At 65.8% G+C, this 22,903-nt stretch carries 19 protein-coding genes; 17 read left to right on the top strand and 2 right to left on the bottom strand.

Annotated elements, in window-relative coordinates; genetic code table 11:
- Positions 1-45: 45 nt before the first annotated feature.
- Positions 46-885 carry a potassium channel family protein gene (locus tag FFS60_RS05645; protein WP_137821364.1) on the top strand — a complete coding sequence of 280 codons (840 nt, stop codon included), beginning with the start codon at positions 46-48 and terminating at the stop codon, positions 883-885.
- Between the two features lie 16 nt (positions 886-901).
- On the opposite strand, the gene FFS60_RS05640 is transcribed toward FFS60_RS05645, so the two are convergent.
- Entirely contained in the window at positions 902-1,297 is a 396-nt protein-coding gene (locus FFS60_RS05640) for a YkgJ family cysteine cluster protein (RefSeq protein ID WP_028629853.1), read from the bottom strand.
- 266 nt (positions 1,298-1,563) lie between these two features.
- On the opposite strand from FFS60_RS05640, the gene FFS60_RS05635 reads away from it, so the two are divergent.
- The 7 genes from FFS60_RS05635 (at position 1,564) to FFS60_RS05605 (ending at position 11,019) form a co-directional block, all read left to right on the top strand.
- Entirely contained in the window at positions 1,564-5,160 is a 3,597-nt protein-coding gene (locus tag FFS60_RS05635; RefSeq protein WP_137821363.1) for a DUF2339 domain-containing protein, read from the top strand.
- Positions 5,157-6,539, top strand: coding sequence for a DUF3999 domain-containing protein (locus FFS60_RS05630; protein WP_137821362.1), 1,383 nt, complete (start codon positions 5,157-5,159; stop codon positions 6,537-6,539). Before FFS60_RS05635 ends, FFS60_RS05630 begins: the two co-directional genes overlap by 4 nt.
- A gap of 172 nt (positions 6,540-6,711) precedes the next feature.
- On the top strand, positions 6,712-8,361 hold the full coding sequence (locus FFS60_RS05625; RefSeq protein WP_137821361.1) for a histidine kinase N-terminal 7TM domain-containing protein: 1,650 nt from the start codon (positions 6,712-6,714) through the stop codon (positions 8,359-8,361).
- A gap of 155 nt (positions 8,362-8,516) precedes the next feature.
- Positions 8,517-9,527 carry a class 1 fructose-bisphosphatase gene (locus tag FFS60_RS05620; protein ID WP_028629849.1) on the top strand — a complete coding sequence of 337 codons (1,011 nt, stop codon included), beginning with the start codon at positions 8,517-8,519 and terminating at the stop codon, positions 9,525-9,527.
- A gap of 3 nt (positions 9,528-9,530) precedes the next feature.
- On the top strand, positions 9,531-10,130 hold the full coding sequence (locus tag FFS60_RS05615; protein ID WP_137821360.1) for a DUF924 family protein: 600 nt from the start codon (positions 9,531-9,533) through the stop codon (positions 10,128-10,130).
- A gap of 68 nt (positions 10,131-10,198) precedes the next feature.
- Positions 10,199-10,453 carry an outer membrane protein assembly factor BamE gene (gene bamE, locus FFS60_RS05610; RefSeq protein WP_028629847.1) on the top strand — a complete coding sequence of 85 codons (255 nt, stop codon included), beginning with the start codon at positions 10,199-10,201 and terminating at the stop codon, positions 10,451-10,453.
- Positions 10,450-11,019 carry a lipocalin family protein gene (locus FFS60_RS05605; protein ID WP_137821359.1) on the top strand — a complete coding sequence of 190 codons (570 nt, stop codon included), beginning with the start codon at positions 10,450-10,452 and terminating at the stop codon, positions 11,017-11,019. The genes bamE and FFS60_RS05605 overlap by 4 nt, the downstream gene beginning before the upstream one ends.
- A 27-nt stretch (positions 11,020-11,046) precedes the next feature.
- Here FFS60_RS05605 and FFS60_RS05600 read toward each other — a convergent pair whose 3' ends face one another.
- The gene (locus FFS60_RS05600; protein WP_137821358.1) at positions 11,047-12,411 is read right to left on the bottom strand and encodes a formimidoylglutamate deiminase; all 1,365 of its coding nucleotides are present in this window, start codon (positions 12,409-12,411) and stop codon (positions 11,047-11,049) included.
- 193 nt (positions 12,412-12,604) lie between these two features.
- On the opposite strand from FFS60_RS05600, the gene hutC reads away from it, so the two are divergent.
- The 9 genes from hutC to FFS60_RS05555 all read left to right on the top strand — a co-directional run bounded on the left by hutC (position 12,605) and on the right by FFS60_RS05555 (position 22,900).
- Positions 12,605-13,357, top strand: a complete 753-nt coding sequence (hutC, locus tag FFS60_RS05595) for a histidine utilization repressor (protein WP_137821357.1) — start codon at positions 12,605-12,607, stop codon at positions 13,355-13,357.
- Positions 13,354-13,953: a HutD family protein gene (locus FFS60_RS05590; protein ID WP_137821356.1), complete on the top strand. Its 600-nt coding sequence runs from the start codon at positions 13,354-13,356 to the stop codon at positions 13,951-13,953. The genes hutC and FFS60_RS05590 overlap by 4 nt, the downstream gene beginning before the upstream one ends.
- A 185-nt stretch (positions 13,954-14,138) precedes the next feature.
- Positions 14,139-15,146 (top strand): ABC transporter substrate-binding protein, encoded by a 1,008-nt coding sequence (locus FFS60_RS05585; RefSeq protein WP_137821355.1) that lies wholly within the window; start codon positions 14,139-14,141, stop codon positions 15,144-15,146.
- A 255-nt stretch (positions 15,147-15,401) separates the two neighbouring features.
- Positions 15,402-16,727: a YjiH family protein gene (locus tag FFS60_RS05580; protein WP_137821354.1), complete on the top strand. Its 1,326-nt coding sequence runs from the start codon at positions 15,402-15,404 to the stop codon at positions 16,725-16,727.
- Positions 16,728-16,766: 39 nt separating this feature from the next.
- On the top strand, positions 16,767-18,437 hold the full coding sequence (gene hutU / locus FFS60_RS05575; RefSeq protein WP_137821353.1) for a urocanate hydratase: 1,671 nt from the start codon (positions 16,767-16,769) through the stop codon (positions 18,435-18,437).
- A complete protein-coding gene (hutH, locus tag FFS60_RS05570; protein ID WP_137821352.1) occupies positions 18,434-19,972 on the top strand; it encodes a histidine ammonia-lyase in 1,539 nt (512 codons plus the stop codon). Before hutU ends, hutH begins: the two co-directional genes overlap by 4 nt.
- Positions 19,973-20,181: 209 nt before the next feature.
- Entirely contained in the window at positions 20,182-21,150 is a 969-nt protein-coding gene (locus FFS60_RS05565) for an ABC transporter substrate-binding protein (RefSeq protein WP_028629838.1), read from the top strand.
- Between the two features lie 71 nt (positions 21,151-21,221).
- On the top strand, positions 21,222-22,073 hold the full coding sequence (locus FFS60_RS05560; protein WP_028629837.1) for a proline/glycine betaine ABC transporter permease: 852 nt from the start codon (positions 21,222-21,224) through the stop codon (positions 22,071-22,073).
- The gene (locus tag FFS60_RS05555) at positions 22,070-22,900 is read left to right on the top strand and encodes a glycine betaine/L-proline ABC transporter ATP-binding protein (protein ID WP_081668116.1); all 831 of its coding nucleotides are present in this window, start codon (positions 22,070-22,072) and stop codon (positions 22,898-22,900) included. The genes FFS60_RS05560 and FFS60_RS05555 overlap by 4 nt, the downstream gene beginning before the upstream one ends.
- The last annotated feature ends 3 nt before the right edge of the window (positions 22,901-22,903 follow it).

The following is a 22,903-nucleotide window of genomic DNA, read 5'->3' as shown; positions in this document are numbered from 1 at the left end:
GGGGCTTTGGGCTAGGCTGAAAATCCGTACCCCGGGTTTGCCAACATGCTCGACATCCCCCCTGAGGACGACTTCTGGCGGGATGCCAAGCAGGACAAATCGGACGCGCCCGAACTCACTCCGGCACTCGAGGCGCGGGCACGCAGTGGCGCGCCGATGCGGGGTTTTTGCCTGAAGAAGTGCCGGCTGGCTGGCCTCGATCTGGTGCACCGTGGCAGCGCGGTCGGCTATGACTTGTCCGGCAGCGATCTCTACCGAGCCGACCTGCGCGATGCCAATCTACTGGGGGTGAAGCTCGACGGCGCACGCCTGGACAACGTGGTGTGGGGCGAGCAGGTGCAGCAGGAACGTCAGGCGCGTGCGGCACGCAAGGCCGGGCAGCGGGAGTTGATGTTCGATCTGTTGCAGCAGGCCGAAGAGGTCTATCGCAACCTGCGCCTCCATCTGGAGCAGGCCGGGTTGTTCGAGCAGGCGGGGCGCTTCTTTTATCGCGAGATGGTCATGCGCCGGCTACAGATGCCGCGCTGGTCCGGGCATCGCTTTTTCTCGTGGATGGTCGATCTGTTTTGCGGTTACGGCGAGCAGCCGTTGCGGGTGGTGCTGTTTTCGGTGGGCTTCATGCTGATTTTCGCCCTGCTCTATTTTCTGGTGGGCGTCTACCACGGCGACGTGCGGCTGGCCTTCTCCCCGGACCAGGACGTACTGACCAACCTGATGGAGCTGGCAGCCTGCATGTACTTCAGCGTGGTGACCTTCACCACACTCGGTTATGGCGACATCGCGCCGCTGGGCCTGTCGCGGCCATTGGCGGCTTTCGAGGCGTTTGTCGGCAGCTTCACCATGGCGCTGTTCGTGGTGGTCTTCGTGAAGAAGATGACCCGCTAGCGCCAGAGTCCGGGGTTCAGTCCTTCGGCTTGAAGGCGCAGTAGCCCGGGCGCGGACCGATGCGCGGGTGGTTGCGGCAGGTTTCCGGGCGCTTGTCGTAGACGGTGCACAGACGGCTCTTGCGGTCGAGGAAGTAGCAGTCGTTGTTGCCCATGCGAGTGAGGGTGAAGATGCCGGACTTCTGGTTGAAGCGCTCCACCACGCCGTCCTTCATCAGCCGTTTCGCAATGTTCTTCGGCGGTTCGCCTCGCTCGAACTCGGCGACCAGCTCCAGGCGGATCAGGTCGCTCAGACGCGTTTCGACCGGCATGGTGCAGCAGCTGGAGGCGCAGGCGTGGCACATGGTCTTTTCGTATTTGATCCAGGTGTCCGTCCGGTCAAGGTCGGCACCGACGATCATCATGGTCTTCATGGTCGGCGAGCAGGCTAGGGGAGAAGGGCGGGCATCATAGCGATGTCGGTGAAAAAGTGAACAGTTTCCCGTCGGGGAACGCGAAATTTCCCTTTGTCTCACCAGATTTGTGTCGATATCGCGCGGGGCTGTAGGAATCTTCTGTGTCCGTGAGCCAGGACTCAGGCGTCTCTATTGGGTCGACGCCTGTTCTCCTGTAGCGTCCGGCCGGTCGCGGCTGCGATGGATGCGGCCCCAATGTGCACAATCATCCGAGAAAACGCTGCATGCAATGGATCTTCATGCTGGTTGGCCTGGCCTTCGGCGCCGGGATTGATGAAAGCGTTACGGGTGCCCTGCTCGGCGGCCTGATAGGCCTGGGGTTGGGCCAGGCCATTCGCCTCCAGGGGTTGGCGCGGGAGAACGCCGAGTTGCGCAAGGCGCAGGCCAGCTTCGCCGCCCGTTTTGACAAAGGCACCCAAGCCATCCATGAGCGCCTGCTCAAGGTGGAGCAGGGCAAAGCGCAGCCGGCTGCAGAGGCGCCATCTCCTGTTACCCAGCCTGAGGTGGCTCCGGCTGAGCGCGCGCCCGAAGCGATGCCCGACGACGATTCCCAGCTGGTCTGGGAGTTGCCTGCCGAGGTGCTGGCGGAATCGGTTGCCGCTGCGGAGCCGAAGCCCGCGCCAGCGGCTGCCCCGCCCGCCGATGCCTGGGGCCGTGAAGCGCGCCCCAGCGCTCCCCGCCAGGCCCCTCCGAGTCCGCCCAAACCCCGCGAACCCTCGCTGCTCGAGCGGGGTTTTGCCGCGGCGCGCAATTGGCTGTTCGGCGGCAATACCGTGTTGCGCGTCGGGGTGGTGCTGCTCTTCCTGGGCCTGGCCTTCCTGCTGCGCTATGCCACTGAAGGCATGGTTGTTCCCATCGAACTGCGCTATGCCGGGGTGGCCCTGGCGGCTATTGCCTTGCTCGGCCTTGGCTGGTGGTTACGCCGACGCAATCCGAACTACGGGCTGATGCTCCAGGGCGCCGGTATTGCCGTGCTCTACCTGACGGTGTTCGCCGCCATGCGCCTGCATCCGCTGCTGGACCCGACGATGGCCTTCGGCCTGCTGGTGGCGGTCACCCTGTTCTCCGCCATCCTCGCCGTGGCCCAGGATGCACTCGGCCTGGCCGCCGCTGCAGCCCTGGGCGGTTTCGCCGCGCCGATCCTCACCTCCAGTGGCAGCGGCAATCATGTGGCGCTCTTCAGCTACTTCGCACTGCTCAACGCGGGCATCTTCGCGATTGCCTGGTTCAAGGCCTGGCGGCTGCTCAATCTGATCGGTTTCGTCGGGACCTTCGGCATCGGCTTTGCCTGGGGCCTGCGCTCGTATCGTCCGGAGCTCTTCGCCAGCACCGAGCCCTTCCTGGTGTTGTTCTTCCTGATGTACGTGGGCATCGGCCTGCTGTTCGCCCGGCGCAAGCTGGCGGATGCGGCGGACGCGCCCGAAGAGCGTGGCGAACTACTGCGCTGGTCGGCACGTCAGGGCGATACGGTGGACGGCACCGTGCTGTTTGGTCCGCCTATCATCGGTTTCGGCCTGCAGGTGGCGTTGATCCGCCATATCGAGTTCGGCGCCGCCTTCAGTGCCCTCGCCCTGGGGCTGTTCTACATCGTCCTGGCACGAGTCCTTGCCGGCCGCACGGCTGGCCGCGCGCTGCTGCTGGTGGAAACCTGCCTGGCGCTGGGCGTGGTGTTCGGCAGCCTGGCGATTCCGCTGGGGCTGGATGCCCGCTGGACGTCTGCCGCCTGGGCGGTGGAGGGCGCCGGGATCTACTGGCTTGGCCTGCGCCAGGGCCGGCCCTTGGCGCGGGCGTTCGCCTTGCTGCTGCAGGTTGGCGCGGCCCTGGCCTTCCTGGGCGGGTTGCGTGACGGGGGCGATGCCATGCTGGACGGCTCGCCCCTGGGGGCCTTGATGCTGGGTGCGGCGCTGCTGTTCGTGTTCTGGCAGCTGCGCCGGGCACCCGTTGAGGCCGCCACCGAGCTGGAACGCCGCTGCCTGCCAGCGCTGGCCTGCGCCGGCCTGGCATTCCTTTACCTGATGGCGCCGCTTGCGCTTGCCGCCCAAGGCACGGCCATTGCCTGGGCCCTGGCCGGTCTGGCGACGCTCTTTGTTGGGCTGCGGCTGGGGTCGCGCACCTTCCTGTTCAGTGCGTTCGCGGTGCAGTTGCTCGGCGGGGCGATCTTCCTCCTCGATCTGGATGGCACGGGCCTGGGCAGCGGCAATGTGCAGGGCTGGCGTGGGCTGATGGTGGCGTCGCTGATCGGCCTGGCGCTGATCGCCGGGATGCTGCTGACGGCACGCCACCCGCTGGCGCGCAGTGATGCGCGGCTGCTCCGCGGTCTGTCGCTGGTGCTATTGGCAGGATTGGCCTTCGTCAACCTGGCGGTGCTGTTCGTCCTGCCCTGGCGCACGGCAGGTGCGGTCTGGGCGGGCAGTGGGCTGTTGATCCTCTGGCTCAGCCTCTATCTGCAGCAGCGCGCGGCATTCTGGTTCGGCCTGTTCTTGCAGTTGCTGGCGGGCATGAGCTTCCTCGCGGTCAGCCCGCTGCTGTTGGGCGAGCTGAGTGGCGAAGGCTTGCGGCCGCTGGCCCATGCCGGCTTCTGGACGCCAGCGGTGCTGGCCATGGCGGCCTTTATCGGGGCTTGGCGCCTGCAGCGCGTGGCGCGTGTCGACGCGGCCATGGCGGGGCTCAGCCTGGCGCACCTGGCGCAGTTGCTGCTGGCCTGGAGCGCCGGCTGGTGGGCGCTGGCTTGGCTGGCGGAAATCGGCCGCTTCGTGGAGCCCGGGATGCAGGTGCCGCTGGCATTGCTACTGGTCGCCGCCAGCGTGGCCTTCACCACCTGGCTGGCAGGGCGTGAGCAGTGGCGCGCGCTGGCCTTGCTTTGCCTGGTACTGGCTCCAGCGGGGTTGGTGGCGCTGGCGGTTGCCTGGGCGCCGCAGTATCACCCGGCGGCGCAGCTTGGCTGGGCCGGCTGGAGTGCGCTGTTCGTGGTTCACCTGCTGACGCTGCGGCGGCTCGACGGTCTGTTGCCGGCCGGTGCGCGCGGTGCCGCCCATGTGTTGGGTTGCTGGTTGCTGCTCGGCGTGCTGGCGCTGGAGCTGCGTTACCTGCTGATGCTGATGTCCGAGCAGTACAACGCCTGGCGATGGCTGGGCTGGGCGCTGTTGCCGAGCGCCTGGCTGCTGCTGGTAGCGCTGCGACCGCGCCTGCCGTGGCCGGTCGCCGCCTACCCACAGGAGTACCGCCTTTGGGCATCGCTACCGCTGGCGCTGCTGATGCTCGCCTGGTTCTGGATCGCCAACGCCTGGAGCGATGGCGCTGCCGAACCGCTGCCCTACCTGCCGCTGCTCAACCCGCTGGAACTGGGGCTGCTGTTCGCGCTGCTCGGCGTTTGCCTCTGGCTGCGTGATTGCCTGCCGCAGTTCGGCCTGATCATGCTGCCGGCCTGGCTTGCGCAAGGGGTGGCCGGCGTGTCGCTGTTTGCCCTGGCCACCGCGGCGGTGTTCCGCTGCGCCCACCATTGGGGCGGTGTGCCGTACCAGTTGGAGGCGCAGCTCGACTCGATGCTGGTGCAGGCCGGACTCTCCATCGTCTGGACCAGCATTGCCCTTGGCCTGATGGTCGGCGGACACCTGCGTGCCCGCCGTGAACTCTGGCTGGTAGGCGCGGCGCTGATCGCGCTGGTGGTGGCCAAGCTGTTCTTCGTCGAACTGGGCAATCGCGGTGGCCTGGAGCGCATCGTGTCCTTCATTGGCGTCGGCGTCCTGCTGCTGGTCGTCGGCTACTTCGCGCCCCTGCCGCCCAGGCGCGCGGAACCTGAACAGGAGCGGGTCAACGCATGATCGGACTCTCTAGCCTGCGCCGCCCAGGCCTGGCCCTGCTGGCCGGCCTGGGATTGCTCTGCCAGCCACTGCTTGCCGCTGTGCAGCCAGACGACTTCACCACCCGCGTTGAGTTGCGACTTGATGGCGAAGGCCCCTGGTATCGCATGGACCTGCCCATGGCGCTGCACTTCGCCGCTCGCCATGCGGACCTGCGCGATCTGCGGGTGTTCAACGCCGACGGCGAGGCGCTGGCCTACGCCCTGACCCGCAGCAGCGCCAGCGAGCAACGCGCCCGCCATGAACATGCGTTGCGCAGGTTCCCTCTGCGCGGTCCGGCCGAAGGGGCAGGTCTTCCCAGTGTGCGGGTCGAGCGCAGCACCACCGGCACCGTGGTGCAGGTGGTACCGGACGGCCCGGCTTCGGCGGGTGAGCAGCTGCGTGGCTGGCTGCTGGACGCCAGCGGCGTGCAGGCGCCCCTGGAAAAGCTGAACCTGGACTGGAACGCCGACGGCGAGGGCTTCCAGCGTTTCAGCATCGAGGCCAGCGATGACTTACAGCATTGGGAGTCCTGGGGGGATGGCCAGGTGGCCCGGCTGTCCTTCGCAGACCAGCGCATCGACCAGCGAGAAGTCTCTCTGCCCGGACGTTCGGCGCGCTATCTGCGGCTGATCTGGCAGAGCCCGCAGCAGGCACCAGAGCTGACGGCCGCGACCGTGGTGAGCGCCAGCCGGCAGAGCCTGCCGGCAACCATGGCCTGGTCTGCTCCGTTGGAGCCGATCAGCAGCAAAGATGGCCAATATGTCTGGGACTTGCCGCTGGGGCTGCCCATCGAGCGTCTGCGTATTGCCGTGGAACGGCCTGGCAGCCTGTTGCCGGTGCAGGTGGAGGCCCGTCGCGACGGTGCCCCGCAATGGCAGCCGTTGACGTCCGGCGTGCTCTACCGGCTGCCCCAGGACGGCAAGGAGGTGGCCCGGGAGGAGCTGGATCTGCCGGGCTGGATGGCGGTCAAGCAACTGCGCCTGACGGTGGACCCGCGCGCCGGTGGCTTCGGCCAGCAGGTGCCGCGCCTGGAGGTGGGCATGCACGCGACCCAGGTGGTGTTCCTCGCCCGAGGCAACCCGCCGTTCATGCTGGCCCTGGGCAATCTCGAAGCGAGCCGCACGGAACTGCCCCTGGCTACGCTGGTGCCGGGTTTCGACCGTTCCAGCCTGGCGAAGATGGGGCAGGCCGACGCGGTGGCACTACCGCCGCAAACTGGCGTGCATCCGGCGGAGCGGCAGACCGCAGGGCAGATCGTCTGGAAGCGTGTCGGGCTCTGGGCTGTGTTGCTGCTGGGTGTTGGCCTGTTGGGCGCCATGGCCTTCAGCCTGTTGCGACGGCCAACGGCGCGATCCTGAGTATCGACGGAAGACCCTACGGTAGTAGTGGCTTTTTGATGTATCTTTGTTCTGTGTTTTCTGGGGCGGCAACCTGCCGTCCCAATGCCAGGTCAGGACGGCCAGTGCTCAGCTTTCAGCAGTTCTCTCCAGATTCCGCCTCGCCGCTTGCCGCGCTCCTCGGAGCCTGGCGATGAACGCCTGCCTGGCCAGTGGCTGGAGCCTCAACGGTCCGGTGGCGCTGACCATCGCCGTTGGGCTGGGGGTCATGCTCATGGCGCGCTGGGTCAGCCGCCAGCGCCATTTCCCCGGCCGCGAAAGCTTTATCGTCCTGCACTTCGGGATTTGCTGGTGGCTGGCCGCCGCAGGTCTGGAACTGGCCGCGCAGGGCCCGCAGTGCAAGGTGTTCTGGGCCAGCATGGCGTGGCCCGGCATCATCGGCGTGCCAACGTTCTGGGCCGTCTTCCTCTGGCAGTACGTCAACAGCATCCGTGAACCTTTGAGTCTGCGCGGTTTCCTGCTGCTGGGCATCGGCCCGCTGGTGGCTTCCGGCATGGCGTTGAGCAATCCCTGGCATCAGCTGTTCTACGGACCCGGCACCCTGCCGGTGGACGACTTACCCGGCGCGGCGATCCGCTATGACCATGGCCCGCTGTTCAATGCCGTGGCCATCTACGTCTATGTCTTCATGGTTTTCTGCCTGGCCGTGGTGACCCGTGCGGCCCTGGCCAGCCATGGCCTCCATCGGCGGCATTATCTGGCCTTCGTGCTGGTTACCTGCGTGCCCTGGGGCGCCAACCTGAGCTATGTGGTCTACGGCTGGACGCTGTTCGGCTTCGACCCCACGCCCTTCAGCTTCGCCTTCACCCTGGTGGCGTTTGCCTGCCTGATTCTCGGCGTGCGCCTGTTCGATATGTTGCCGGTGGCGCGTCACCTGCTGCTCGAGGAATTGCCCGACCCGGTGCTGGTGGTCGACCCCAGGCGTCGGGTGATCGACGCCAATCCCGCCGCCCTGGCGCTGGCCGGGCAGCCAGCGGCCTGGCAGGGCATGGTGCTGGCCAAGTGGCCGGTGTACGGCGTGGAGCTGGAGGCAATGCTGACGGCCGGGGAGCGGGAGATGTTGCTGGTTCCGGCCAGTTCCTCGCGCTATTTCGAAGTGCGTTCCCGTGATATCGAGCGGGTTACCCGGGGTGGCACCTTCATCCTCGGGCAGATGCTCTACCTGCGCGACATCACCGAGCGCCATTGCAGCGAACTCAAGCTGGCCGAGGCGCTCGCCACCAGCGAGGAGCGCCTGCGTACCATTACGCGCCTGCACGAACAATTGCAGGAGCAGGCCCTGCGCGACCCGTTGACCGGCCTGTACAACCGCCGCCATCTGGGTGAGCTGTTCGCCCGCGAGCTTGCCCGCAGCCAGCGCGAACGTACGCCCATCGCCCTGGCGCTGATTGACCTCGACCATTTCAAGCAGCTCAACGACCGTCATGGCCACCTGGTCGGCGACGACGTGCTGCGTGCGGTGGCCATCCACCTGACCGGCAACCTGCGTGGCAGTGATGCGGTGTTCCGCATTGGTGGCGAGGAGTTCCTGTTGTTGCTGCCCGGTGCCACGGGCGAGGAGGCTTTCGCCCGGCTGCAGGTGCTCTGCCAGGCGCTGGCCGGCCAGCCGCTGCCTACCCGCGAGGGGCCGCTGTCGGTGACCCTGTCCGCCGGGCTGGCGGTCTGGCCAGTCCAGGGGCAGACGCTGGAAGAGCTGATGCAGGTGGCCGATGCCGGCCTCTACGAGGCCAAGCGCAACGGCCGTAACCAGGTGTGGAGGATGGCGGCGCCTGCTGCAGGCTGACCGCGGAACCCGTCGCAATCCTTGTCGTCAGATGAATCCATAGCCCTTGCGGGCTGCCGCCGCAGGCCGTTTCAGCACCTTCCATCCCGCTGAGAGGCATTGCGAATCGAGTCGCGCTAAACTGCGCGCATTTTTCCACCCTCCGGAGCCATTCCATGTCCCGCGTTACCCTGAGTCGCTACCTGATCGAGCAGACCAGAAGCCACAACACCCCTGCCGATCTGCGCTTCCTCATCGAGGTTGTCGCGCGCGCCTGTAAGGAAATCAGCCATGCGGTGTCCAAGGGCGCGCTGGGCGGCGTGCTCGGCAGCATGGGCACCGAGAACGTCCAGGGCGAGGTGCAGAAGAAGCTGGACGTGATGTCCAACGAGATTCTGCTGGAAGCCAACGAGTGGGGCGGCCACCTGGCCGGCATGGCCTCCGAGGAAATGGACAACGCCTACCAGATCCCCGGCAAATACCCGAAGGGTGCCTACCTGCTGGTGTTCGACCCGCTGGACGGCTCCTCCAACATCGACGTCAACGTGTCGGTGGGCACCATCTTCTCGGTACTGCGCTGCCCCGACCAGCACCTCTCGCAGAACGACAGCCTCAACGAGCAGGCTTTCCTCCAGCCGGGTTCCCAGCAGGTCGCCGCCGGTTACGCCATCTACGGCCCGCAGACCATGCTGATGCTGACCCTGGGCGATGGCGTGAAGGGCTTCACCCTGGACCGCGAACTGGGTTCCTTCGTGCTCACCCACGACAACATCCGTGTACCGGAAACCACCGCCGAGTTCGCCATCAACATGTCCAATGAGCGTCACTGGGAAGAGCCGGTGAAGCGCTACGTCGGCGAGATGCTGGCCGGCAAGGAAGGCCCGCTGAGCAAGAACTACAACATGCGCTGGATCGCCTCCATGGTGGCCGACGTGCACCGCATCCTCACGCGCGGCGGCATCTTCATGTACCCCTGGGACGCCCGTGAGCCGGAGAAGCCCGGCAAGCTGCGCCTGATGTACGAGGCCAACCCGATGTCCTTCATCATCGAGCAGGCCGGCGGCGCCTCCACCGATGGCCGCCAGCGCATCCTCGAGATCCAGCCGACCTCCCTGCACCAGCGCGTGCCGGTCTTCCTCGGTTCCAAGGAAGAAGTCGCCCGCGTCACCGGTTACCACCAGGAGTAACCCGTGCAGCCCTGGCAGCCGTTGCTCGACTGGTGGTTCGGCCCCGAGGCCTCCGCCAGCCAGACCGCCGCGGCGCGCCAGGGGCTCTGGTTCGGCAAGAAAGACCATCAGGATGCCGAAGCCCGCGAGCGCTTCGGCGACCTGGTCGAACAGGCCCTGGCCGGCGAACTTGCCGACTGGGCCGAGCAGCCGGATGGCTGGCTGGCGCTGGTGCTCCTGCTGGACCAGTTGCCGCGCATGATCTTTCGCAATAGCCCGCGCGGTTTCGCCGGCGACGCGCGCGCCCAGGCACTGGTGGCCGACGGCCTGGCCCGTGGCCTGGAGCGGTACCTCGTGCCGATCCGTCAGGTGTTCATCTACCTGGTGCTGGAGCACGCCGAAGACCTGGCCAGCCAGGAGCGCGCCCTCTATCGCTATCGCCTTTTGCTCGACGGCGTCGACCTAGCGGACAGATCACTGTTCGAAGGCTTCCTCGATTTCTCCGAGCGCCACCGGGTGGTCATCGCCCGCTTCGGTCGCTTCCCCCATCGCAACGCCGTCCTCGGACGCCCATCCAGCGCTGAAGAATCCGCTTTCCTGCTGGAACCCGGCTCACGCTTCTAGGCTCAAATGGGGCAGTCTCGCGACCGCTGTGCCAAGCTTGTCGCGTCCCATCCGCCAAGGAGTGCTTCATGTCTCTGCGTACCCTCGCTCTTTTGTCCTGCTGCCTGGTGCTGGCCGCCTGCAACAAGCTCAACCAGGAAAACTATTCCAAGCTCAAGTCCGGCATGACCAAGGCCGAGGTCGAGATGCTGCTCGGCAGCCCGACCGAGTGCTCCGGTGCCGTGGGCCTGACCAGCTGCACCTGGGGTGACGAGAAGGCCTTCGTCAGCGTGCAGTACGCTGGTGACAAGGTGCTGATGTTCTCCGGCAAGGGGCTCAAATGACGCGAACCGGCGTACTGCTGGCGGCCCTGCTGACGGCCGGCTGCGCCAGTCATCACGAGGCGCCGCCAGCACCGCGCACGGTGGCGGCGGTGGACCTTGAGCGCTACCAGGGCACCTGGTACGAGCTGGCGCGGTTGCCGATGTTCTTCCAGCGCGGCTGCGCCCAGTCCGAGGCGCACTACCGGCTGCAGGACGACGGCCGCCTGGGCGTGCTGAACCGTTGCCGCACCCTGGACGGTGACTGGAAGGAAGCCCGTGGCAACGCCGTGCCCCAGGTGGAAGGACGTACCGACAAGCTGTGGGTGCGCTTCGATAACTGGTTCTCGCGGCTCTTTCCGGACGTTGCCAAGGGCGACTACTGGGTGCTGTACCTGGACGATGACTACCGCACCGCCGTGGTGGGCAATCCTGATCGCCGGTACCTCTGGCTGCTGTCGCGAACGCCGGTGGTTTCGGAGAAGACTCGCGAGCAGTTGCTGGAACGGGTGGAAGAGCAGGGCTATGACACCGACCTGCTGATCTGGCGCACGCCGGACAGTGCCCTCTCCCCCAGCCCCTCTCCCTGAAGAGGAGAGGGGTGAGGACGGCTCGGGCTAGCGCAGGACTTCCCGCAATACCCCGGCAAAGGCCTTGGCCGTTTCCGCTTCCGCCGCATGTCGGCCCTCGCGCACTACCCAGCTCCCCGCCACCATCACATCGCGCACCTGGCGGTCGCCGCCGGCGAACAGCCAGCGGTTGAGCAGGGCGTCACCGTCGGCGGTGGCGAGATAGGGGTCATCGCCGTCAAGCACGATCCAGTCGGCACGCTTGCCGACTTCCAGTGCGCCCACAGGCTGACCAAGGGCCTGGGCGCCACCGGCAAGGGCGGCATCGAACAGGGTGCGGCCGACCTGGGGCTGGTCGGCGCGGTACAAGCGGTTGCGGCGCTGGTCACGCAGGCGCTGGCCGTACTCCAGCCAACGCAGTTCCTCCACCACGCTGACCGACACATGGCTATCGGAGCCGATGCCCAGGCGGCCGCCCTGGGCGAGGAAGTCCACCGCCGGGAAGATGCCATCGCCCAGGTTGGCTTCGGTGGTCAGGCAGAGTCCGGCCACCGCGCCGCTTGTGGCCATGGCCGCTACTTCTCCGGCTTCGGCATGGGTGGCGTGCACCAGGCACCAGCGTTCGTCCACCGGCGCATGCTCGTACAGCCATTGCAGTGGGCGTCGGCCACTCCAGGCCAGGCAGTCATCCACTTCCTTCTGCTGCTCGGCGATGTGGATATGAATGGGGCGAGCGCCCTGTTCCGCCGCCAGAACTGCGCTCAGTTGCTCGGGCGTGACCGCGCGCAGGGAGTGGAAGCACAGCCCCAGTTGTTGATTGGGCTGGCGGGCGATTTCGCCGCGCAGGCGCTCTTGCAGGGCCAGGTAGCTGTCGGTGCTGTGGATAAAGCGTCGTTGCCCGTCGTTGGGCGCCTGGCCACCGAAGCCTGCGTGGCTGTAGAGCACCGGTAGCAGGGTCAGGCCGATGCCGGCGTCGCGAGCGGCCTGACTGACCCGCAGGGACAGCTCGGCGGGGTCGGCATAGCGGCGGCCGTCAGCGTCATGGTGCACGTAGTGGAACTCGGCGACGCCGGTGTAGCCGGCCTTGAGCATTTCGATATAGAGCTGGCGGGCGATGACCTCCACCTGCTCCGGGTTGAGTCGGCCCACCAGCCGGTACATCAGGTCGCGCCAGGTCCAGAAGCTGTCGTTGGGGTTGCCCGCGACTTCGGCAAGCCCGGCCATGGCGCGCTGGAAGGCGTGGGAGTGCAGGTTCGGCATGCCCGCCAGCACGGGGCCCTGGAGGCGCTCGGCGCCTTCTGAGCTGGCATCGGTCAGGACCTGCTCGATCAGGCCGTTGAGGGATACTTCGAGGCGGACGTTGCGAGCCCAGCCTTGCGGCAAGAGGGCGCGTTCGGCGAAGAATGCGGACATGGTGAGGGGCCCTGGCATGGGTGGTTTTATTTGTATATACATATACAGACGTTTGCGGGTAACGTAAACTCACGTCAGTCGCGCACTTGTCTGGAGTTGTCGATTCCGGTACATGCCGGGAGCGGGCACCCAGTTCCGGGCTCAGCCTGTTTTCCTTCCAGGGTCCTGCCTCTTCGCCGACAAGGAGATTCCCGTGCCCAGTTCACCCGTCGCACCGTCTTCGCTGGCCGCCCAGATCGGGGAAGCTCCTGCACCCCTCTATGCCCGCGTCAAACAGATGATCAGCCAGCAGATCCAGAGCGGAGCCTGGCCACCGCACTACCGCGTGCCGTCCGAGAGCGAACTGGTCAATGAGCTGGGCTTCAGCCGCATGACCATCAACCGCGCGCTGCGCGAGCTGACCGCCGAAGGGTTGCTGGTGCGCATGCAGGGCGTGGGCACTTTCGTCGCCGAGCCCAAGGGCCAGTCGGCCCTGTTCGAAGTGCACAACATCGCCGAAGAGATCGCCGCACGCGGCCATCGCCACCACTGCGTGGTGGTCAGCCTGGTGGATGAAGTGGCCGGGCCCGAGCGTGCGATGGCGCTGGACCTGCGCGAAGGCCAACGGGTGTTCCACTCGCGCATCGTGCATTTCGAGAACGACGTGCCGGTGCAGATCGAAGACCGCTTCGTGAACCCCGCCGTCGCCCCTGATTACCTGAAGCAGGACTTCACCCGCCTGACGCCCTACGCCTATCTGTCCCAGGTGGCACCGCTGACCGAAGGCGAACATGTGGTCGAAGCCATCCTGGCCGACGCCGATGAATGCAAGCTGCTGCAGATCGAGCGGGGCGAGCCCTGCCTGCTGATTCGCCGGCGCACCTGGTCCGGGCGCAATACCGTGACCAGCGCACGCCTGCTTTACCCCGGCTCCCGCTACCGCCTCGAAGGACGTTTCGGTTCATGACCCAATCCCGCCTGCTGCGCGCCGCCGATTACCCCCGTATGCCGTGGAAGAACGGCGCCGGTTCCACCCTGGAAATCGCCCGCGACGCAGGCGACGGTCTCGACGGCTTCGGCTGGCGCCTGTCCATCGCCGATGTCGGCGAGTCCGGCGGCTTCTCCGCCTTCACCGGCTACCAGCGGGTGATCACCGTGCTGGAAGGTGCTGGCATGCGCCTGGAAGTGGATGGGCAATGGTCCCGCACACTCACCGCCCTGGATGCGTTCGCTTTCGATGGCGGTAGCGCAGTGCAGTGCGAACTGATCGACGGGCCGATCCGCGATTTCAACCTCATCTACTCGCCCACGCGTTACGCCGCACGTCTGCAATGGCTGCAGGTCGCGGGTGAGGCCGAATTCTTCTCGTCCGCCAGCCCCCTGTTGTTGTTCGCTGCCGAAGGTGGAGTGAGCCTTGCGCACGAAGGCCAGGTGTCAGCGGTTCTGGGTCGGCACGACTGCCTGCACCTGGAAAGCGCCGGCGCCCTGGCCGGGGTGAAGCTGAGCGGCACCGGCACGGTCTGCCTGATCGAGCTGATTCCCAAGCCGGCTCCAACTGCGTAGGGGCGAATTCATTCGCCAAGGGCAGCGCAGCTGCCCCCGAGAGCCTCCAACGGCAGGCCTTCGGCCTGCTTGGCGAATGAATTCGCCCCCACAGGAAAAGCCTTCCACCGAGTTCCCGTCGGGCACGACCGCGCCATAGGGTCTACACCTAACCCTGTCGCCCGCCACGCCTACCGGAGCCGCCCATGCCCCGCCACAGCGTTCTCGTTGCCATTGTCCTGTCCCTGGTCCTGCCGGCCTCTCTGGAGGCCGAAGCCGCCGAGTGTCCCTATCCCAAGCCGGTGATGCTGGCTGGCCTGAACTGGGAAAGCGGCATGTTCACCACCGAAGTGTTGCGGGTGCTGCTGGAGAAGGGCTACGGCTGCAAGACCGATGTTCTGCCCGGTAACACCCTGACCATGGAAAACGCCCTGCGGCAGAACGATATCCAGGTGATTGCCGAGCAGTGGGCTGGCCGCAGCGAGTTGTGGCGCAAGGCCGAAGCGGCCGGTGAAGTCTTCGCCGTCGGCGAGCCGGTGAAGGGTGCCACCGAAGGCTGGTGGGTGCCGGATTACCTGGTGAAGGGCGAGGGTGCGCCCGCCGCGGACCTGCGTTCGGTGAGCGACCTGCCGCGCTTCAAGGCGCTGTTCAAGGACCCGGAGGATCGCAGCAAGGGGCGCTTTTACAACTGCCCCACCGGCTGGACCTGCGAAGGCGTCAACAGCCAGAAACTCAAGGCCTACGGACTGGAAGACAGCTACGTGAACTTCCGCACGGGCACCGGCCCGGCGCTGGATGCGGCCATTACTTCGGCCATCCGCCAACGCCAGCCGATCCTCTTCTACTACTGGTCGCCGACGCCGCTGATGGGGCGTTACAAGCTGGTGCAGCTGGACGAGCCGCCGTTCGATCAGAAGGCCTGGGAAACGCTGATCGACCCGAAGCACCCCAAGCCCATCGGTACCCGTTCGTTACCGGCGAAGCTCTCGATCGGCGTCTCCCGCGACCTGCACGAAAAAGCGCCGGCGCTGGTGCAGGTGTTCGAACAGGTGGAGATCCCGCTGCCGCTGTTCAACGGCATCCTGGCACGCATGGCCGAGGAGCGCGCCGAGGCGGGTCCGATGGCTGACGCCTTCTTTCGCCAGCACAGGGACATCTGGTCGAGCTGGGTGCCGGCGGAAGTCGCCCAACGCGTCGATGCTTCCCTGAAGTGATTGTTACCTAAGGCCCCAATCTGGGGCCTGAGTGCTTCGAAATCGGGCATTTTGCCGTTTGGTAACAGATTGAGATGCCTGGTCAGTTCGCGTCGCACCACCTACCGCTTCCCTCCGTCCCCCGTCACACAAGGCTTTTCCGTGGATTCACCTCCATGGCAAAGGAGTTGGCCCTTTGCTTGCTTATGCTTGTATGTACAAGTAGAGATGTGTTCAGACATTCACCCCGTCCTCTATCGCCAACGGAGAATAAAGATGCCCGAAGAGCTATCGCCAACCCTCGCCTCCTCCCGCGGATATGCCTTGGCCCGGTTGCTGGGCTATAGCCTGATCGGGTTGGTCCTGTTCTTCGTGCCGTTCGAGATCGCCGGCCGTTCGACCATCCTGCTGGACCACGCCGCCACGGCGCTGCAGACGCATGCGCGGCCCGTGGTGATCGGTCTTGCGCTGCTGTTCATGCTGTTTGGCGCGATCGAGCCCTGGTACAGCGGCAGTTGGCGCAACGGCGCGACGCGGCTCGTGTTCAGCGTGCTGAAGGTGATTGGCCTGCTGATCGGCGTGGCCTACCTGTTCCAGTTCGGCCCGGCAGCCATCTATCAGCCTGGGATGCTGCCCTTCCTGTTCGACAAGCTGGTGCTCAGCCTGGCCCTGATCGTGCCGTTGGGCGCGCTGTCGCTGGTGTTCCTGATCGGTTTCGGCCTGCTGGAATTGATCGGTGTGCTGATGCAGCCGGTGATGCGGCCGATCTGGCGCACGCCGGGCAAATCGGCGATCGATGCCGTCGCCTCCTTCGTTGGCAGCTACTCCGTCGGCCTGCTGATCACTGACCGCATGTACCAGCAGGGCCACTACAACGTGCGTGAAGCGGCCATCATCGCCACCGGCTTCTCCACGGTTTCCGCCCCCTTCATGGTGATCATCGCCAAGACCCTGGGTCTGATGGACCAGTGGAACCTGTATTTCTGGGGTGCCATGGCCGTGACCTTCGCCGTGACTGCCGTCAGCGCGCGCATCTATCCGCTTTCCCGCTTGCCGTCCGAGCCCATTCCCGAACCGCAGCTGCAGCCTGGTGTGGGCCGCCTGCGCAGCGCCTGGCAGGCCGGCATGGAGCAGGCGAGCGTCGCGCCGCCCCTTGCGGTCTCGCTGCGGGAAACCTTCGTCGATGGCTTGCGCATGACCGCCGCGATCCTGCCGAGCATCCTTGCTGTCGGCCTGCTGGGCCTGCTGGCGGCCAAATACACCCCGCTGTTCGACGCCGTCGGTGTCCTGCTCTACCCGGTCACCTGGCTGTTCGGCCTGAACGAGCCGATGGAAGTGGCCCGCGCGATCTCCGCCGGCCTGGCCGAAATGTTCCTGCCCGCCATGCTGCTGAAAGATGCCGACGTCGTGGTCAAGTTTGTTGCCGCCATCGTTTCGGTCAGCAGCGTGCTGTTCCTCTCTGCTTCGATTCCCTGCGTGCTCGCCACGCGGATTCCGCTGAGCCTGCGCGACCTGCTGGTGGTCTGGCTGCAGCGCACCATTCTCAGCCTGGTGTTCAGCATCCCGCTGGCTTACCTGGCCCAATTCATGGGCTGGCTCTGATCGCCGCCCCCGCTACTACCCTTTAATGAGGAGTCTGCCATGACCAAATTCCGTGACACCGAAATCCGCGCCCCACGTGGCACCAAGCTGAACGCCAAGAGCTGGCTGACCGAAGCGCCGCTGCGCATGCTGATGAACAACCTCGACCCCGAGGTGGCGGAGAATCCGAAGGAACTGGTGGTCTACGGCGGCATCGGTCGCGCTGCGCGCAACTGGGAGTGCTACGACAAGATCGTCGAGACCCTGAAAGCGCTGAATGAAGACGAGACCCTGCTGGTGCAATCCGGCAAGCCGGTCGGCGTGTTCAAGACCCACGCCAATGCCCCGCGCGTGCTGATCGCCAACTCCAACCTGGTACCCCACTGGGCTACCTGGGAACACTTCAATGAACTGGATGCCAAGGGCCTGGCCATGTACGGCCAGATGACCGCCGGCAGCTGGATCTATATCGGCAGCCAGGGCATCGTCCAGGGCACCTATGAAACCTTCGTCGAGGCGGGTCGTCAGCACTACGACGGCAACCTCACCGGGCGCTGGGTGCTCACCGCTGGCCTCGGCGGCATGGGTGGCGCCCAGCCCCTGGCCGCGACCCTGGCCGGCGCCTGCTCGCTGAACATCGAATGCCAGCAGACCAGCATCGACTTCCGCCTGCGCAGCCGCTACGTCGACGAGCAGGCCAAGGACCTGGACGACGCCCTGGCACGCATCGCCAAGTACACCGCCGAAGGCAAGGCGATCTCCATCGCCCTGCTGGGTAACGCCGCCGAGATCCTGCCGGAACTGGTCCGCCGCGGCGTACGCCCGGACATGGTCACCGACCAGACCAGCGCCCACGACCCGCTCAATGGTTACCTGCCGATCGGTTGGAGCTGGGAGCAGTACCGCGACCGCGCGAAGAGCGACCCGGCTGCGGTGGTCAAGGCTGCCAAACAGTCCATGGCCGTCCACGTACAAGCCATGCTGCACTTCCAGAAGATGGGCGTGCCCACCTTCGACTACGGCAACAACATCCGCCAGATGGCCAAGGAAGAGGGCGTGGCCAACGCCTTCGACTTCCCCGGCTTCGTTCCGGCCTACATCCGTCCGCTGTTCTGCCGTGGTATCGGTCCGTTCCGCTGGGCCGCGCTGTCCGGTGATCCGCAGGACATCTACAAGACCGACGCCAAGGTCAAGGAACTTATTCCGGACGACGCCCACCTGCACCGCTGGCTGGATATGGCCCGCGAACGCATCAGCTTCCAGGGCCTGCCAGCACGTATCTGCTGGGTTGGCCTGGGCCTGCGCGCCAAGCTCGGCCTGGCCTTCAACGAAATGGTGCGCAGCGGCGAGCTGTCCGCGCCCATCGTCATCGGCCGCGACCACCTGGACTCCGGCTCGGTCTCCAGCCCGAACCGCGAAACCGAAGCCATGCAGGACGGTTCCGACGCCGTCTCCGACTGGCCGCTGCTCAATGCCCTGCTGAACACCGCCAGCGGCGCGACCTGGGTGTCCCTGCACCATGGCGGCGGCGTGGGCATGGGCTTCTCCCAGCATTCGGGCATGGTGATTGTCTGCGACGGTACCGACGAAGCCGCTGCACGCATCGCTCGCGTACTGACCAACGACCCGGGCACCGGCGTGATGCGCCATGCCGATGCGGGCTACCAGATCGCCATTGATTGCGCACGTGAGCAGGGCCTGAACCTGCCCATGATCGGCAAAGGAGAATGAGCGTGAACGCGCTGAACCTGAAACCCGGAACCCTGACCCTGGCGCAGCTGCGCCAGGTCTTCCACGCGCCCGTGCATGTGACCCCGGACGCCAGCGCCGGAAAGGCCATCGACGCCAGTGTCGCCTGCGTCGAGAGCATCGTCGCTGAAGGCCGCACCGCCTACGGCATCAACACCGGATTTGGCCTGCTGGCCTCGACCCGCATCGCCCCGGCCGACCTGGAAAAGCTGCAGCGCTCGCTGGTGCTGTCCCACGCCGCCGGTGTTGGCGAGCCGCTGGACGATGCCATGGTGCGTCTGATCATGCTGCTCAAGGTGAACAGCCTGGCACGTGGTTTCTCCGGTATCCGCCGCAAGGTGATCGACGCCCTGGTCGCACTGATCAATGCCGAGGTCTACCCGCACATTCCGCTGAAAGGCTCCGTGGGCGCGTCCGGCGACCTGGCGCCCCTGGCGCACATGTCCCTGATCCTGCTCGGCGAGAGCAAGGCGCGCTACAAAGGCCAATGGCTGCCGGCCACCGAAGCCCTGGCGGTTGCCGGCCTGGAGCCGCTGACCCTGGCCGCCAAGGAGGGCCTGGCCCTGCTCAACGGCACCCAGGTGTCCACCGCCTATGCCCTGCGTGGCCTGTTCGAGGCCGAGGACCTGTTCGCGGGCGCCACTGTCTGCGGCGGCCTCAGCGTCGAGGCCATGCTTGGCTCCCGCGCCCCCTTCGATGCGCGCATCCATGCCGCCCGTGGCCAGCGCGGCCAGATCGATGTAGCAGCCGCCTACCGTGACCTGCTCACCGCCAGCAGCGAAATCGCCCGCTCCCACGAGAAGTGCGACAAGGTGCAGGACCCGTACTCCCTGCGCTGCCAGCCGCAGGTCATGGGCGCTTGCCTGACCCAGCTGCGCCAGGCCGCCGAGGTGCTGGAGATCGAATCCAACGCAGTCTCCGACAACCCGCTGGTGTTCGCCGAAGAGGGTGACGTGATCTCCGGCGGCAACTTCCACGCCGAGCCGGTGGCCATGGCCGCTGACAACCTGGCGCTGGCCATCGCCGAAATTGGCTCGCTGTCCGAGCGTCGCATCTCGCTGATGATGGATATGCACATGTCGCAGTTGCCGCCCTTCCTGGTGGAAAACGGCGGGGTCAACTCCGGCTTCATGATCGCCCAGGTCACCGCAGCCGCCCTGGCCAGCGACAACAAGGCCCTGGCTCACCCGGCCAGCGTCGACAGCCTGCCCACCTCCGCCAACCAGGAAGACCACGTGTCGATGGCGCCGAACGCCGGCAAGCGCCTCTGGGCCATGGCCGAGAACGTGCGCGGCATCCTCGCCATCGAATGGCTGGGCGCCTGCCAGGGCCTGGATTTCCGCACCGGCCTGAAGAGCTCGCCGAAGCTGGAAGAAGCCCGCGGCCTGCTGCGCGCCCAGGTGGCCTACTACCAGGAAGACCGCTTCTTCGCCCCGGACATCGAAACGGCCAGTAACCTGCTGGCCAGCGGCTGCCTGAACAGCCTGATGCCGGCGAAGCTGCTGCCGAGCTTGTGAACCTGAAGCAAGGAGCCGGAGGTTGGGACGCATGCGTTCCAGCCTGGCTCAGGCGCCTCGCCGCTGCGCGAGTTATCCGGGGCGATCACGAGTCGTGGCCGGTTCTTAAAACAACAATTGCCAGTTACTGGCACCGGGAGCCGGCACGACCGGCGCCTGTCGATGAACGAACTGCCTCATTCCATTCCAAGTTTCAGGAGCGTCGGAACATGCAATTCAAGAAGCGAGTGTTGAGTCTGATGTGTGCCGCTGGCCTGCTGGCCGGGGCAGCTTCCGCCCAGGCGGAGGGCTGGTGCGAATCCGGCAAGGCCGTGAAGTTCGCCGGGCTCAACTGGGAGAGCGGCATGCTGCTCACCGACCTCCTGCAGTTCGTGCTGAAGAACGGCTACGGCTGCGAGACCGACAGCCTGCCGGGCAACTCCATCACCATGGAGCAGGCCCTGGGCAACAACGATATCCAGGTGTTCGCCGAGGAATGGGTCGGCCGTAGCGATGCCTGGAACAAGGCCGCTGCCGCCGGCAAGGTGGTGGGCGTGGGCGCACCGATCGTCGGCGCCACCGAAGGCTGGTACGTGCCGCGCTACGTGATCGAGGGTGACGCCAAGCGTGGCCTCGAACCCAAGGCACCGCAGCTGAAAGCCATCGCCGACCTCGGCCAGTACGCCGAGCTGTTCCGTGACCCGGAAGAGCCGGGCAAGGGCCGTTTCTACAACTGCCCGGCCGGCTGGACCTGTGAGCTGGACAACAGCGAAATGCTCAAGAGCTACGGCCTGGAAGAGAAGTTCACCAACTTCCGTCCCGGCACCGGCCCGGCCCTGGATGCCGCCGTGTTGTCGAGCTATCGCCGTGGCGAGCCTATTCTTTTCTATTACTGGTCGCCGACGCCGCTGATGGGCCAGGCCGACCTGGTCAAGCTGGAAGAGAAGGCCGGCGTGGACAAGAGCGTGACCATCCAGGTCGGCCTGTCCAAGACCTTCCACGACGAGGCCCCGGAGCTGGTGGCGGTGCTGACCAAGGTCAACCTGCCGATCGACCTGCTGAACCAGAACCTGGCCAAGATGGCGAAGGAGAAAATGGACTCGGCGGACCTGGCCAAGCTCTTCCTCAAGGAGCACCCGGAGGTGTGGCACGCCTGGGTCAGCGAGGATGCGGCGAAGAAAATCGAAGCCGCTCTCTGAGGCCGCTGGGCACTACTGATCCCGGCCTTCTCCCAGGGTGGAGAAGGCCCCCCACATGACCGGAGCGAGCTATGTTCCCCGAACGCTTCACCTTCTCCATCGCTGATTGGGTCAATGGCTGGGTAGACAGCCTGGTGACCAACTACGGCGATGTGTTCCGCCACATCTCCGACACCCTGCTCTGGGCCATCGTCTATCTGGAAGGCACCCTGCGCGCCACGCCCTGGTGGCTGGTATTGGCGATAGTCGCCGGCATCACCTGGCATGCCACCCGGCGCATCTTGCCGACAGTGGTGATCACCGGCCTGCTGTTCCTGGTCGGTGCGGTGGGGCTCTGGGACAAACTGATGCAGACCGTGGCGCTGATGCTGGTGGCCACCTTCATCTCGGTATTGATCGGCATCCCCCTGGGCATCCTTGCGGCCCGTAGCGACCGCCTGCGCGCGGTGCTGATGCCGCTGCTGGACATCATGCAGACCATGCCCAGCTTCGTGTACCTGATCCCGGTGCTGATGCTCTTCGGCCTGGGCAAGGTGCCAGCCATTTTCGCCACCGTGATCTACGCCGCGCCGCCGCTTATCCGTCTGACCGATCTCGGCATCCGCCAGGTTGACGGAGAAGTGATGGAAGCCATCAACGCCTTTGGCGCCAACCGCTGGCAGCAACTGTTCGGCGTGCAGCTGCCGCTGGCCATGCCGAGCATCATGGCCGGTATCAACCAGACCACCATGATGGCCCTGTCGATGGTGGTGATCGCCTCGATGATCGGCGCCCGTGGCCTCGGTGAAGACGTCCTGGTGGGCATCCAGACGCTCAACGTCGGCAAGGGCCTCGAAGCAGGCCTGGCCATCGTCATCTTGGCTGTGGTCTTCGACCGCATCACCCAGGCTTACGGCCGTTCGCGGCACGCAGTCAGCAAATGAGTGGCGAGAACATGAGCAAGATCGTCGTCAAGAACGTATTCAAGATCTTCGGCCAGCGCGCCGAGGAGGCCCTGGCACTGATCCAGCAAGGCAAGAGCAAGGCCGATGTGCTGGAAAACACGGGTTGCGTGGTCGGGGTCAACGACTTGTCGCTGTCCATCGGCGCGGGCGAGATCTTCGTGATCATGGGCCTGTCCGGTTCCGGCAAGTCCACCCTGGTGCGCCACTTCAACCGCCTGATCGACCCCACCAGCGGGCAGATCCTGGTCGATGGCGAGGACATCCTGCGCTACGACATGGAGCAGTTGCGCGAATTCCGCCGCAAGAAGATCAGCATGGTGTTCCAGAGCTTCGGCCTGCTGCCGCACAAGTCGGTGATCGACAACGTCGCCTACGGCCTCAAGGTGCGCGGCGAGACCAAGGAATACTGCCTGGAGCGTGCCCAGCACTGGATCACCACCGTGGGCCTGAAAGGCTACGAGAAGTCCTACCCGCACCAGCTTTCCGGTGGCATGCGCCAACGCGTCGGCCTGGCCCGTGCATTGGCCTCCGACACCGACATCATCCTCATGGACGAAGCCTTCAGCGCCCTCGACCCGCTGATCCGCGCCGACATGCAGGAGCAGTTGCTGGAGCTGCAGAAGACCCTGCAGAAGACCATCGTCTTCATCACCCATGACCTGGACGAAGCCGTGCGCATCGGCAATCGCATCGCCATCCTCAAGGACGGCCAACTGATCCAGGTCGGTACGCCGCGTGAAATCCTCCACCAGCCCGCGGACGATTACGTCGACCGCTTCGTCCAGCGCCGCGTGGCCAATCTGTAAGGA

This window comes from Pseudomonas sp. D(2018), assembly GCF_005502555.1.
Classification (GTDB): Bacteria; Pseudomonadota; Gammaproteobacteria; order Pseudomonadales; family Pseudomonadaceae; genus Metapseudomonas; species Metapseudomonas resinovorans.
This window is presented reverse-complemented; position numbering and strand designations above follow the sequence as displayed.

What these genes read in the sequence shown, in the direction of transcription:
- FFS60_RS05645 (WP_137821364.1), top strand. Translation starts at nt 46, where the DNA reads ATGCTCGACATCCCCCCTGAGGACGACTTCTGGCGGGATGCCAAGCAG.
- FFS60_RS05640 (WP_028629853.1), bottom strand. Translation starts at nt 1,297, where the DNA reads ATGAAGACCATGATGATCGTCGGTGCCGACCTTGACCGGACGGACACC.
- FFS60_RS05635 (WP_137821363.1), top strand. Translation starts at nt 1,564, where the DNA reads ATGCAATGGATCTTCATGCTGGTTGGCCTGGCCTTCGGCGCCGGGATT.
- FFS60_RS05630 (WP_137821362.1), top strand. Translation starts at nt 5,157, where the DNA reads ATGATCGGACTCTCTAGCCTGCGCCGCCCAGGCCTGGCCCTGCTGGCC.
- FFS60_RS05625 (WP_137821361.1), top strand. Translation starts at nt 6,712, where the DNA reads ATGAACGCCTGCCTGGCCAGTGGCTGGAGCCTCAACGGTCCGGTGGCG.
- FFS60_RS05620 (WP_028629849.1), top strand. Translation starts at nt 8,517, where the DNA reads ATGTCCCGCGTTACCCTGAGTCGCTACCTGATCGAGCAGACCAGAAGC.
- bamE (WP_028629847.1), top strand. Translation starts at nt 10,199, where the DNA reads ATGTCTCTGCGTACCCTCGCTCTTTTGTCCTGCTGCCTGGTGCTGGCC.
- FFS60_RS05605 (WP_137821359.1), top strand. Translation starts at nt 10,450, where the DNA reads ATGACGCGAACCGGCGTACTGCTGGCGGCCCTGCTGACGGCCGGCTGC.
- FFS60_RS05600 (WP_137821358.1), bottom strand. Translation starts at nt 12,411, where the DNA reads ATGTCCGCATTCTTCGCCGAACGCGCCCTCTTGCCGCAAGGCTGGGCT.
- FFS60_RS05590 (WP_137821356.1), top strand. Translation starts at nt 13,354, where the DNA reads ATGACCCAATCCCGCCTGCTGCGCGCCGCCGATTACCCCCGTATGCCG.
- FFS60_RS05585 (WP_137821355.1), top strand. Translation starts at nt 14,139, where the DNA reads ATGCCCCGCCACAGCGTTCTCGTTGCCATTGTCCTGTCCCTGGTCCTG.
- FFS60_RS05580 (WP_137821354.1), top strand. Translation starts at nt 15,402, where the DNA reads ATGCCCGAAGAGCTATCGCCAACCCTCGCCTCCTCCCGCGGATATGCC.
- hutU (WP_137821353.1), top strand. Translation starts at nt 16,767, where the DNA reads ATGACCAAATTCCGTGACACCGAAATCCGCGCCCCACGTGGCACCAAG.
- hutH (WP_137821352.1), top strand. Translation starts at nt 18,434, where the DNA reads ATGAGCGTGAACGCGCTGAACCTGAAACCCGGAACCCTGACCCTGGCG.
- FFS60_RS05565 (WP_028629838.1), top strand. Translation starts at nt 20,182, where the DNA reads ATGCAATTCAAGAAGCGAGTGTTGAGTCTGATGTGTGCCGCTGGCCTG.
- FFS60_RS05560 (WP_028629837.1), top strand. Translation starts at nt 21,222, where the DNA reads ATGTTCCCCGAACGCTTCACCTTCTCCATCGCTGATTGGGTCAATGGC.
- FFS60_RS05555 (WP_081668116.1), top strand. Translation starts at nt 22,070, where the DNA reads ATGAGTGGCGAGAACATGAGCAAGATCGTCGTCAAGAACGTATTCAAG.